Below are 12,046 nucleotides of genomic sequence, written 5' to 3' on the forward strand. Positions count from 1 at the left end.
AACTCTCACGCATTCAGGGTGAACAACATGTGCGGCGCAATCGCCAGGGCAATCGGCGCGCCGACGGCGTACAGGTGGTTGTCGCTGCTGTCCACCAGCAGCGGTTGCGGGCCGCCCACGTCCACCAGCAGGCGGCTTTGGGCGCCCTGGAAAAACTGCGCCACTAGATGGCCGTGCAAGTGCCCTTCGCTCTCCATCACCCGCAGGTGTTCGGGGCGGCAGTACACCGTGTTGGGCACGTCGGCGGCCTGCCACGGCAACTCGCCGCCGCAGACTTCCAGGCCATGGGTTGTTCGCGAGGTGACGGCAAAGGCATTGAGGTTGCCGACAAAACCGGCGACGAACGCATTCGCCGGCGTTTGGTAGATCTCCCGTGGGCTGGCCAGTTGCGCGACGCGGCCGTGCTCCATCACCAGGATACGATCGCCCAGGGCCATGGCTTCGCCCTGGTCGTGGGTGACAAATACCGAGGTGATAGCGAGGCCGCGCAGCAGTTCATTCAGCTCGCTGCGCAGGCGCTCGCGCAATTGCGCATCCAGGGCCGCCAGCGGTTCATCCAGCAACAGCACTTTAGGGCGCGGCGCCAGGGCACGGGCCAGGGCCACCCGTTGACGTTGACCACCGGACAATTCGTGGATGCTGCGCTTGCCATGCTGTTGCAGGCCCACCAGTTCCAGCAGTTCCTCGCAGCGCTTGTTGCGCTCCAGAGCTGCCATGCCGCGAATCTTCAAGCCGTAGACGATATTGCCGGCCACATCGAGGTTGGGAAACAGCGCGTAGTTCTGGAACACCATGCCCACGTCGCGGCGCTCGATGGGCAGGCGGGTGACGTCGTCGCTGCCGAAAAAAACCTGGCCCACATCCGGGCGTTCCAGGCCGGCAATCAGGCGCAAGGTGGTGGTCTTGCCGCAGCCGGACGGGCCGAGGATCGCCAGGGTTTCACCGCCTTCGACGGTCAGGTTCAGGTCATGCACAGCCACGGTGCCGTCGGCGAATGCCTTGCGACAGCCCTGCAGGCGGATAGTGATAGCGGTCATCGACGCTCTCCACGGGACAAACGAGCGCTGATGGCCTGTAACGCAATCAGCAGCGGCACGATCATCAGCAAAAAGATAAGGGTGTAGGCGCTGGCGATTTCCAGGCGCGCCGAGGCGTAGCTGTCGGCCAGGCCCACGGGCAATGTCTTGGTCATCGGCGTGTGGAGCATCCAGGTCAGGTTGAATTCGCCCAACGACAAGGTCACCACCATCAGCACGCCGGCCAGAATCCCCGCCCGGCAGTTGGGCACCACCACGCTGAAAAAGCGCTTGACCGGCCCGGCGCCCAGGCTGGCCGCCGCCTCTTCCAGCACTGGCAGTTGCTGGCGTTGCATCACCGCCATCACCGGACGTACCAGGAACGGCAAGGTGAACAACACATGGCCGACCAGGATGAACAACCAGCTGCTGCGAAACGTGCCGAACTGGCCATAGGTGAGCAGCAACGCCAGCGCACTGGCCAGCCCCGGCATCGCCACCGGCAGCACCATCAGTTCTTCGAAGGCACGGCTGAAGCGGTTGTTCATGCGCACCAGCGCATAGGCCGCCGGCACGCCGATCACGCAGACACACACCGCGCACGCCAGGGCCAATTGCAAGGACAGCCATACGGTGGGCGAATAGGCCTGCCAGACCTGGATCAACCAGTCGAAGGTCAGGCCGCTGGACAGGCCGACGAAAAAATTGCGCGTCAACCCGGCCAGCAACGACATCAGCACCGGCACCAACATGAACGCGCACACCAGCAAGGTGAACAGCAGTTGCATCACAAACAGCGATGAGCGTTTCACAAGACCGTCCCCGCATTTTTCACCAGGCGTCGCGTGAGCAACAGCACCGCCCAGGTCACCGCGCCGAGCACCACCGACAACGCGGCGGCGACGGCAAAGTTGGCGTAGTTGGTGAACACGTTGTAGATCGCCACCGGGGTCACATTCAGGCGCGTGCCCAAGGTGAACGCGGTGCCGAAGGCGCCCATGGACGTGGCGAAGCAGATCGCGCCGCAGGACGCCAACGCCGGCGCCAGGCCCGGCACGATCACGTCGCAGACCACCCGCCAGTGCCCTGCTCCCAGCGAGTGCGCGGCTTCTTCCAGGCTGCGGTCGAGGCTTTCGCACGCGGCCATCACCGTGAGGATCACCCGCGGAATCGAGAAGTACAGGTAGCCGACAAACAGCCCGGCCAGGGAGTAGGCAAAGATCCAGCGCTCACCGGCCAATTGCAGGCCCAGGGACGCCAGCAGCCCCTGGCGCCCGGCCAGCAGGATCACCAGGAAGCCCACCACCACCCCGGGAAACGCCAGGGGAAACGTGAGCAACGCCACCAACGCCGAGCGCCCGAAAAACTGCTGGCGCGCGAGGAACACCCCACTGATGCCACCGATCAACAACGCGGTGAACGTCACCACGATCGCCAGCACGCAGGTCTGCGCCAGGCTGCCCAGGTACTGCGCGCTGCTGAGCACCTGCCAATAGCCGCTGCCGTGGCTGTCGCGGCTGTCGGCGCCGAGCACCATCAAGTGCGCCAGCGGCAACAGCCAGAACGCGAACAGCACCGCAAAGGCCGGGGCCAGCGCCCAGGCCGCTTGTTTTGCCGATGCAGCCACTTACTTGACCTCGTTCAGGTAACGGGCGGCGAAGGCTTCCTGCACAGCGGCCATTTTCTGATAGTCCACCACACCGGCGCGGGCGTAATCGCTGTCGGGCAGGAACTGCGCGGCGACGTCGGCCGGCATGGTCACCGGGTGCACCGGGCGCAAGTAAGCCTTGGCCCAGAGGGCCTGGCCTTGGTCCGACAATACGAAGTCCAGCACCTTCTCGCCATTGGCGCGGTGCGGCGCGTTGGCCACCAGGCTCATCACATAGGGCACGCTGATGCTGCCTTCCTTGGGGATCACGAAGGCGACGTTGGCGTTGTCTTTGTAGCGGGCGCGGTAGGCGTTGAAGTCGTAGTCCACCAGGATCGGCAACTCGCCGGACAGCACCCGCGCATAGGCGGTCTGCTTGGGCACGATGGGGGCGTTTTTCGCCAGCTTCTGGAAGTAGTCGATGGCCGGGGCGAAGTTGTCCAGGTCGCCGCCCATTGCGCGGTTGATCGCCACGGCAGAGACGTAGCCGACGAAGGCGCTGGACGGGTCCAGGTAGCCGACCATGCCTTTGTATTGCGGCTTGAGCAGGTCGGCCCAGCTTTGCGGCACCGGCAGGCCGCCCAATGCATCGACGTTGACCATGATGCCCAGGGTGCCGGAGTGGATCGCAAACCACTGGCCGGCGGGGTCTTTCAACCCGGCGGGGATCTGTTCCCAGCCCTTGGGCTTGTAACCCTCGACCACGCCGGCCTTTTGCGCCTGCAAGCCGAAGGTCACGCCGTAGTAGACCACGTCGGCGACGGGCGCGGCCTTTTCGGCCACCAGTTGCGCCAGGGACTGGCCGGAGTTCTTGTTGTCCAGCGGCACCTGCACCCCCGTGTCGGCAGCGATGGCCTTGAGCTGGGTGCCCCAGTCGGCCCAGTCCGGCGGGCAGTTGTAGCAAATAGCCGTTTCGGCGGCCTGGGCCAGGCTGGCCACGCCGCAGAGCAGCACGGCGGCCAGGGTTTTACTGAATGCGCGCATCAAGGGACTCCTCAAAGGGTTGGGTACTTTCGCCCGGCCGGATATGGCAAGGCAGGCAATGGGAAATGGGATCGTTGCCGGCGATCTGCGCCAGCAGTTGGTCAATCACCGTGCTGGCCAGCAGCGCGATGGGCTGCACCACGCTGCACAGGGTCGGGTGCATCTGGGTGCCGAGGGCGATGCCGTCAAAGCCCATCACCGACAGTTGCCCGGGCACATTCCAGGCGTTGCGGCGCAGCTCGGCGATCAGGCTGATCGCGAGGAAATCGTTGGAACACACCAGAGCGCTGGGGGCGTCGGGGCCGTTGAGGTACGGCTGGATGGCAGCGAATTCGGCCTGGGTATGGGCGGGCATTTCGATCACCGCGCGGCTTTTGAGACCGTATGCCTTCATCGCGTCGCAGTAACCGGCATAGCGCAGGCGTGCGCGGTCGGACTGCAAGGCGGGGCCGGCGACCATGCTGATGCGTCGATGACCGGCCTCCAGCAGGTAGCGCGTGGCCAAGGCCATGCCGGCGCGGTTGTCCACCGACACGGCGCTGTAGTTGGGGTTGCTCGGTTGGTGATAGGCCAGCACGAACGGCGTTCGTTCGGTATTCAGGCTGCTGAGCACGCTGTTGCTTTCGGCATCGGTGACCGTCAGCACCAGGCCATCGACGCGCTGGCGCAGCAGTTCCTCCACCACGATGCACTCGCGCTCGCTGCTGTAGTCGGTGGTCGCCAGCACCAGGCTGTAGCCACGCAAGCGTGCGGCACGCTCCATGGCCTGGAACTGTTCGGCGAATACCGGGTTGAGCAGGTTGGGCACCACCACGCCGATCAACTGGGTGGTTTGCAGGCGCAATTGGCGGCCGAGCAGGTTGGGCCGAAAGCCCAACTCACGGGCGGCGGCGAACACCTGCTCACGGGTCGCCGGGCGCACCTGGTCGGGGGAGGCAAAAGTGCGGGCGGCGGTCGCACGGGAAACGCCGGCCAGTCGCGCGACGTCTTTCAAATCAGTCATGGTCACTCGCTTGAGATCGATCTCATTGGCGAGGACAGTAACGGCGGAATGTGGCAGGAAGGTGGTGGGGAGATGACGGTTTGATGGCAGTGCAGCAGAGGTACCTGGGGCCAAATGTGGGAGGGGGCTCGCCCCCGATAGCAGAGGGTCAATAAAGAATAGGCTGGCTGATACACCGCTATCGGGGGCAAGCCCCCTCCCACATTAGAGCGGTGTAGATGCATAGATAGTCATACTCAGTGGTTAGGATCGTAAAGCTGGCGCAGCAAAATCCGCCCACTAACCTTTCGATTCGATCCAAGTGCGGGCACAATGCGTGTCCTTTTTTGGCAGGCACCGCCGCAGGCTCTCAAAAATGATCAAAACGCCGTACTACCTCATCGATAAACAGAAGCTTCTGGTCAACATGCAGAAGATTGCTTACGTGCGCGAGCAGTCCGGCGCCAAGGCCCTGCTGGCGCTCAAGTGCTTTGCCACCTGGTCGGTGTTCGACCTGATGCAGGAATACATGGACGGCACCACCTCGTCGTCGCTGTACGAGTTGAAGCTCGGCCGCCAGAAGTTCGAAGGTGAGGCGCACGCCTACAGCGTGGCCTGGGCCGACGATGAAATCGAAGAGATGCTCGATAACTGCGACAAGATCATCTTCAACTCCATCAGCCAGCTGCAGCGTTTTGCCGAGCGCAGCGAAGGCAAGACCCGCGGCCTGCGCGTCAACCCGCAGGTGAGCAGCTCCGACTACCTGCTGGCCGACCCGGCGCGTCCGTTCAGCCGCCTGGGCGAATGGGACCCGGTGAAGATTGAAGGCGTGATCGAGCAGATCTCCGGCTTCATGTTCCACAACAACTGCGAGAACGGCGACTTCAACCTGTTCGACCAGATGCTCAACACCATCGAAGAACGCTTCGGCGCGCTGCTGCACAAGGTCAACTGGGTCAGCCTCGGCGGCGGCATCCACTTCACCGGTGAAGGCTATGCCATCGACGCCTTCTGCCAGCGCCTCAAGGCGTTCTCGCAGAAGTACGACGTGCAGGTCTACCTGGAACCCGGCGAAGCGGCGATCACCAACAGCGCCTCCCTGGAAGTCACCGTGCTCGACACCCTCTACAACGGCAAAAACCTCGCCGTCGTCGACAGCTCCATCGAAGCCCACCTGCTGGACCTGCTGATCTATCGCCTCAACGCCAAGCTGGCGCCGAGCGAGGGCGAACACACCTACATGGTGTGCGGCAAATCCTGCCTGGCCGGGGACATCTTCGGCGAGTATCAATTTGATCGTCCGCTGGCCATCGGCGATCGGCTGTCGTTCATCGACACCGCGGGCTACACCATGGTCAAGAAAAATTGGTTCAACGGCCTGAAAATGCCGTCCATCGTAGTGAAACAACTCGACGGTACAGTCGAAGTGGTTCGTGAATTTGGTTACGACGACTACCTGTCCAGCCTTTCGTAAGCTGGCGGATAAAGGAGAGATAAAGCAATTGAAAAAGAACGTTCTTATCATTGGTGCAGGAGGTGTCGCCAAGGTGGTGGCCCACAAGTGCGCGCAGCACAACGACGAACTCGGTCGTATTGCTATCGCGTCGCGCAACATCTCCAAATGCCAGGCCATCATCGACAGCGTCAAGGCCAAGGGTAGCCTCAAGGTTCCCGCCGACATCCAGGCCTTCGCGCTCAACGCCCTGGACGTGGAAGCGACCAAGGCCCTGATCCGCGAGACCGAATCCCAGATCGTCATCAACGTGGGTTCCGCGTTCCTCAACATGTCGGTACTGCGTGCCTGCATCGACACCGGCGTCGCCTACCTCGACACCGCCATCCACGAAGAGCCGGGCAAGGTCTGCGAGACCCCGCCGTGGTACGGCAACTACGAATGGAACCACCTGGAAGAGTGCAAACAGAAGAACATCACCGCCATCCTTGGCGTGGGCTTCGACCCGGGTGTCGTCAACGCGTATGCCGCGCTGGCGCAGCAACAGCATTTCGACCGCATTGATTCGATCGACATCCTCGACGTCAATGCCGGCTCCCATGGCAAATACTTCGCCACCAATTTCGATCCGGAAATCAACTTCCGCGAATTCACCGGGCAGGTGTGGAGCTGGCAGAACAGCCAGTGGACCAGCAACACCATGTTCGAAGTCAAACGCACCGACGACCTGCCGGTCGTGGGTTCGCAGAACCTCTACCTCACCGGCCACGATGAAGTGCACTCGCTGTCGAAAAACCTCGACGTGCCCAACGTGCGTTTCTGGATGAGCTTCGGCGAACACTACATCAACGTGTTCACCGTGCTGAAAAACCTCGGCCTGCTCTCCGAGAAGCCGGTCACCACCGCCGAAGGCCTGGAAGTGGTGCCGTTGAAAGTGGTCAAGGCCGTGCTGCCTGACCCGTCTTCCCTGGCCCCGGGCTACACCGGCAAGACCTGCATCGGCGACCTGGTCAAAGGCACCAAGGATGGCCAGCCGCGTGAGATGTTCATCTACAACGTGGCGGATCACGAAGAAGCCTTCGCCGAGACCGACAGCCAGGGCATCTCCTACACCGCAGGCGTTCCACCGGTAGCCGCCGCGTTGCTGGTCGCCCGTGGCGAGTGGGATGTGAAACACATGGCTAACGTCGAGGAACTGCCGGCTGAGCCGTTCCTCAAGGCGCTGGACGTGATGGGTTTGCCGACTCGCATCAAAGACGAGAACGGTGACCGGGCCTGGGATGCGATTGCCTGATAGGCGATAGTTGACCGAACAAAAAAATGCGCCCGAAGGGGCGCATTTTTTGTTGGGGCTCACACCAATCTCAAAGAATGATGAAGATCAAAATGTGGGAGCGGGCTTGCTCGCGAATGCGGTGTGCCAGTCACTGCATCTGGCGACTGATACACCGCATTCGCGAGCAAGCCCGCTCCCACATTGGATTTGCTGTGTTCTTGAGAGCGGGTTACTCCAGGTTGCGCGCCGAATTGCTCAACGCCCTTGAACACTGCAACAACGCCGGCGCCAGCTGCTTCTCCGCATCCGCCCTGCTCCACCGACTGGTCGGCGCCACCACATGCACCGCCGCCACCGGCCGGCCATTGGCGCCCAGCACCGGCGCGCCGATGGTCATGTCGCCGAGGAACAGCTCCTGGGCATTCACCGCATAGCCCTGCTCGCGCACCTGCTGCAACGATTCCAGAATGCCCGCCACGTCCGTCAACGTCTGGCTGGTGTGTGCCACCCGCTGGCTGTGCTCGATCAGCGCCAACGCCTCCTCCTGCGGCAATGCACTCAGATACGCCCTCCCCGACGCCGTACAGTACATCGGCACCCGCGAGCCGATCGGCATATGCACCGGTACAAAACCCGCGCTGACAAAGCGCGCGATATAGGTCATGTCGTAGCCCGCCGGCTCGGTCAGGCACGAGGTCTCGCCGGTCAGCCGGGTCAGTTCCGACAGAAACGGGTTGGCCACCTCGATCAATGAATGCGCATCCAGGTAGCTGAACCCCAACTCCAGCACCCGGGGGGTGAGTTGGTAATGCCGTGTGCGGGAGTGTTTCCGAAGGTAACCCAGGCTTTCAAGGGTAAACACCATGCGCTGGGCCGAGCTTTTGGTCATGCCAGCGGCCTCGGCCACCTCTGCAAGGCTCATGCTGCGGCGCTGGGCGCTGAATGCCTTGAGCACCGACAGGCCTTTTTCCAGGGATTGGTTGTGCAGACTGTTGCGTTCTTCGGACATGGCGGACTCGCGTTCAAGTGGGTCAGGCGTGGCGATATTACTACTCCAAATCACAAAAATAGACCATTAAATATCGCATATCGATACGAATGGTTCATTTTGTCGATTTTATATAACGTAATTCGATTTATTTGAATCGAAATGGCACAGAGCTTGCGATTTCATCGGTAACCGCTCGCGGTACTGACTTTCCGTTTTCCTTCTGGAGTAGCCCGATGAACAGTCTTTCGCCCTTGTTTCGCCGCCTTGCCTTCGGTGTGTGCGCCACACTCTGCGTCAGCGCCGCGCACGCAGAAAGTGCGTCCACGTACAAAGTCGGTGCAACCGCCAGTGGGTCGCCGTTCACCTTCCTCGATATCAAGACCAACAGCATCCAGGGCGTGATGGTCGACGTCGCCGAGGCCGTGGGCAAGGCCGGCGGCTTCACCAGCCAGATCGAACAGACCAACTTCGCTGCGCTGATCCCCTCCCTCACCTCCGGCAAGCTCGACTTCATTTCCGCCGGCATGCTCAAGACCGAAGAGCGCACCAAGGTCGTCGACTTCAGCGCCCCGGTGTACGCCTACGGTGAGGGCCTGATCATCAATGCCGACGACAGCGCCGCCTACCCCGACCTCACGCCGCTCAAGGATCAGGTGGTCGGCGTACAGGCCGGCACGGTGTTCTACGACCAACTGAACAAGCTGGGGATCTTCAAGGAGATTCGCACCTACGACTCCATCGGCGAGATGGTCCGCGACCTGTCCCTGGGGCGCATCAAGGCGGCGGTCGGCGACCAGCCGGTGGTGGCCTACCAGATTCGCCAGAAGCTGTTCAAAGGCGTGAAGCTCGCCCCCGACTACCAGCCCACCAACGTCGGCGAAGTCTGCCTGGTGGTACGCAAAGGCGATGCGCAAACTCTCGGGCGCCTGAACACCGCCATCGCCGGCATCAAGGCCGACGGTACCCTGGACAGCATCCTCAAGAAGTGGGGACTTGATACCCAGGTGCGCCCATGAACCCGGCCGAGTTCCTGCAAAACGCCCGGGACTTCCTGCCGATTCTGCTGCAGGGCGCCTGGGTGACGATCCAGATCACCGTGCTGTCGTTCCTGCTCAGCAGTGCAATCGGCCTGGTGCTGGCGCTGCTCAAGCTGTCGCCGATTCGCACGCTGTCGTGGGTGGCCAGCACCATCATCAACGTGATCCGTGGCCTGCCGATCATCGTGCAGCTGTTCTACATCTACTTCGTGCTACCGGACATGGGCGTGCACCTCACGGCGTTCTACGCCGGGGTGATCGGCATGGGCATCGCCTACTCGGCATACCAGGCCGAGAACTTCCGCACCGGCATCATTGCCGTGGAACAGGGCCAGCGTGAAGCCGCCGAAGCCCTGGGCATGCGCTCGGCGCTGATGATGCGCCGGGTGATCCTGCCCCAGGCATTTCGCATCGCCCTGCCGCCCTACGGCAACACCCTGGTGATGATGCTCAAGGATTCGTCCCTGGTGTCCACCATCACCGTCGCCGAGATGACCCGCCAAGGCCAACTGATCGCCTCGTCGACCTTCCAGAACATGACCGTCTACACCCTGGTCGCCCTGCTCTACCTGCTGATGAGCCTGCCGCTGGTGTATGGCCTGCGTCGTATGGAGCAGCACCTGGGGCGGAGGAAAAAAGCATGATCGAGATTCGTCAGTTGCAAAAACATTACGGCAGCCACCGCGTCCTGCACGGCGTTGACCTCGACGTGGCCAAGGGCGAAGTGGTGTGCCTGATCGGCCCCTCGGGCTCGGGCAAATCCACCCTGCTGCGCTGCATCAACGCGCTGGAAGCCTACGATGGCGGCCACATCAACGTGTTCGGCGAAACCGTGCAACGCGGCAGCAAAACCGTGCACGCGTTGCGCAGCCGCATGGGCATGGTGTTTCAGCGCTTCAACCTGTTCCCCCACCGCACCGTGCTGGAAAACGTGATGGAAGGTCCGGTGTATGTCAAAGGCGAACCGCTCAAGCAGGCCCGCGAAGAGGCCCTGGTGTTGCTGGACAAGGTGGGCCTGAGCGCCAAGGCCGACGCCTACCCCGAACAGCTCTCCGGCGGCCAGCAGCAACGCGTGGCCATCGCCCGCGCCCTGGCGATGAAACCTGAAGCCATGCTGTTCGACGAACCCACCTCGGCCCTCGACCCGGAACTGGTGGGCGATGTCCTGGCGGTAATGCGCACCCTGGCCGACGAAGGCATGACCATGATCGTGGTCACCCACGAAATGGGCTTTGCCCGCGAAGTCGCCGACCGCGTGTGCTTCCTGCATGGCGGCTACATCGTCGAGAGCGGCCCGGCCGAGCAGGTGCTGGGCGATCCACAGCATGCACGTACCCAGGACTTCCTGCGGCGCGTGCTGCACCCCACCGGCAACACGCGGAGCCTGTCATGAAATCATTGTGGTCGGCGACGGCGCCCTCCGTGGTGCTGACGCCTGCGCTGGGTGAGTCGGTGAAAGTGGATGTGGCGATTGTCGGCGCGGGGTATACCGGCCTGTCGACAGCCCTGCATCTGGCCGAGCGCGGGGTCAGCGTGTGCGTGCTGGAAGCCAATGAGCCCGGCTGGGGCGCATCGGGACGCAATGGCGGGCAGGTCAACCCGACGCTCAAGTACGACCCGGAGCAACTGGTGCAGATGTATGGGCCGGAGCAGGCCGAGCCGTTGATCTCGACAGTGTCGAACTCGGCGGACCTGGTGTTCACGTTGATCGACAGGCACGGCATTGATTGCGCGCCGGTGCGCAAAGGCTGGATGCAGGTGTCGTACACGCAAAAGGGCGTGGCCGGCCTGCATGCGCGAGCCGAGCAATGGGCGCGGCGCGGCGTGCCGGTACAGCGCCTGGATGCGGCGGCGGTGGCATCGCGCATGGGCAGCGAGGCATTCGCCGGCGGCTGGCTGGATGGCCGCGCCGGGGCGATTCAGCCGCTGGCGTATGCCCGTGGGCTGGTCGGCGCGGCGTTGACGGCGGGTGTTCGGATTCATGGTCACAGCGCAGTGACAGGGTTACAGCGCCAGGGCCCGGGATGGCAACTGCAGACCGCTGGCGGTGCGCAGGTGATGGCCGATCAAGTGGTGCTGGCCACCAATGGCTACAGCGGCAGCCTGTGGCCGGGCATGGCGCAAAGCATCCTCGCGGCGAACAGTTTTATCGTCGCCACCAAACCGCTGCGTGGGCGTGCGGCAGAGAGTATCTTGCCGGGACAGGAAACCGTGTCCACCGCACAACGGCTGCTGCTGTACTTTCGCAAAGACAGTCATGGGCGCTTACTGATGGGCGGACGCGGGTTGTTCAACGACCCCACGTCACCGGCCGATTTTGCCCACCTGGAGCGCTCCCTGGCGCTGCTCTTTCCGCAATTGGGCCCGCTGGAATTTGAGTACCGCTGGGCCGGGCGTATCGCAATCACGCGGGACTTCATGCCCCATGTCCACGAACCGGCACCGGGGCTGACCTTGGCGCTGGGCTGCAATGGCCGCGGTATCGCATTATGTACAAGCCTGGGGCAGCAACTGGCCGGGCGGTTGTGCGACAGCAAGGCTGAATTTGCCTACCCGGTCACGCCGCTGCAACGCTTGCCGATGCACGGATTGCAGCGGTTTTACATTGGTGCGGGGGTGGCTTGGTACAGCTTGTTGGATCGGCTCAATATCAGCTGAG

At 62.7% G+C, this 12,046-nt stretch carries 12 protein-coding genes; 6 read left to right on the forward strand and 6 right to left on the reverse strand.

The window, feature by feature from the left end; translation table 11 throughout:
• Positions 1–5 precede the first annotated feature (5 nt).
• Genes FX984_RS06140 through FX984_RS06160 form a run of 5 tightly spaced genes read right to left on the reverse strand, consistent with a single transcriptional unit; the run spans position 6 to position 4,651 of the window.
• Positions 6–1,037 carry an ABC transporter ATP-binding protein gene (locus FX984_RS06140; RefSeq protein ID WP_146477206.1) on the reverse strand — a complete coding sequence of 344 codons (1,032 nt, stop codon included), beginning with the start codon at positions 1,035–1,037 and terminating at the stop codon, positions 6–8.
• Positions 1,034–1,828 (reverse strand): ABC transporter permease, encoded by a 795-nt coding sequence (locus FX984_RS06145; RefSeq protein WP_098479213.1) that lies wholly within the window; start codon positions 1,826–1,828, stop codon positions 1,034–1,036. Before FX984_RS06145 ends, FX984_RS06140 begins: the two co-directional genes overlap by 4 nt.
• Positions 1,825–2,643 carry an ABC transporter permease gene (locus FX984_RS06150; protein ID WP_053134326.1) on the reverse strand — a complete coding sequence of 273 codons (819 nt, stop codon included), beginning with the start codon at positions 2,641–2,643 and terminating at the stop codon, positions 1,825–1,827. Before FX984_RS06150 ends, FX984_RS06145 begins: the two co-directional genes overlap by 4 nt.
• The gene (locus FX984_RS06155) at positions 2,644–3,648 is read right to left on the reverse strand and encodes an ABC transporter substrate-binding protein (RefSeq protein ID WP_146477204.1); all 1,005 of its coding nucleotides are present in this window, start codon (positions 3,646–3,648) and stop codon (positions 2,644–2,646) included.
• The gene (locus FX984_RS06160) at positions 3,632–4,651 is read right to left on the reverse strand and encodes a LacI family DNA-binding transcriptional regulator (RefSeq protein WP_027607242.1); all 1,020 of its coding nucleotides are present in this window, start codon (positions 4,649–4,651) and stop codon (positions 3,632–3,634) included. Before FX984_RS06160 ends, FX984_RS06155 begins: the two co-directional genes overlap by 17 nt.
• 355 nt (positions 4,652–5,006) lie before the next feature.
• On the opposite strand from FX984_RS06160, the gene FX984_RS06165 reads away from it, so the two are divergent.
• Both FX984_RS06165 and FX984_RS06170 read left to right on the forward strand, forming a co-directional pair.
• The gene (locus tag FX984_RS06165; RefSeq protein WP_027607243.1) at positions 5,007–6,104 is read left to right on the forward strand and encodes a carboxynorspermidine decarboxylase; all 1,098 of its coding nucleotides are present in this window, start codon (positions 5,007–5,009) and stop codon (positions 6,102–6,104) included.
• Positions 6,105–6,132: 28 nt separating this feature from the next.
• Positions 6,133–7,377, forward strand: a complete 1,245-nt coding sequence (locus FX984_RS06170; RefSeq protein ID WP_027607244.1) for a saccharopine dehydrogenase family protein — start codon at positions 6,133–6,135, stop codon at positions 7,375–7,377.
• Between the two features lie 211 nt (positions 7,378–7,588).
• Here FX984_RS06170 and FX984_RS06175 read toward each other — a convergent pair whose 3' ends face one another.
• A complete protein-coding gene (locus FX984_RS06175; RefSeq protein ID WP_027607245.1) occupies positions 7,589–8,368 on the reverse strand; it encodes an IclR family transcriptional regulator in 780 nt (259 codons plus the stop codon).
• Positions 8,369–8,583: 215 nt separating this feature from the next.
• Here FX984_RS06175 and FX984_RS06180 point away from each other — a divergent pair, with 215 nt between their 5' ends.
• Genes FX984_RS06180 through FX984_RS06195 form a run of 4 tightly spaced genes read left to right on the forward strand, consistent with a single transcriptional unit; the run spans position 8,584 to position 12,045 of the window.
• Positions 8,584–9,366: an ABC transporter substrate-binding protein gene (locus tag FX984_RS06180; protein WP_092488726.1), complete on the forward strand. Its 783-nt coding sequence runs from the start codon at positions 8,584–8,586 to the stop codon at positions 9,364–9,366.
• Positions 9,363–10,031 (forward strand): ectoine/hydroxyectoine ABC transporter permease subunit EhuD, encoded by a 669-nt coding sequence (gene ehuD / locus FX984_RS06185; protein WP_027607247.1) that lies wholly within the window; start codon positions 9,363–9,365, stop codon positions 10,029–10,031. The genes FX984_RS06180 and ehuD overlap by 4 nt, the downstream gene beginning before the upstream one ends.
• Positions 10,028–10,780, forward strand: a complete 753-nt coding sequence (locus tag FX984_RS06190; RefSeq protein WP_027607248.1) for an amino acid ABC transporter ATP-binding protein — start codon at positions 10,028–10,030, stop codon at positions 10,778–10,780. Before ehuD ends, FX984_RS06190 begins: the two co-directional genes overlap by 4 nt.
• The gene (locus tag FX984_RS06195) at positions 10,777–12,045 is read left to right on the forward strand and encodes an NAD(P)/FAD-dependent oxidoreductase (protein WP_146477202.1); all 1,269 of its coding nucleotides are present in this window, start codon (positions 10,777–10,779) and stop codon (positions 12,043–12,045) included. The genes FX984_RS06190 and FX984_RS06195 overlap by 4 nt, the downstream gene beginning before the upstream one ends.
• Position 12,046: the final 1 nt, after the last annotated feature.

Origin of the sequence: Pseudomonas marginalis, assembly GCF_008692035.1 — a bacterium.
Taxonomy (GTDB): domain Bacteria; phylum Pseudomonadota; class Gammaproteobacteria; order Pseudomonadales; family Pseudomonadaceae; genus Aquipseudomonas; species Aquipseudomonas marginalis.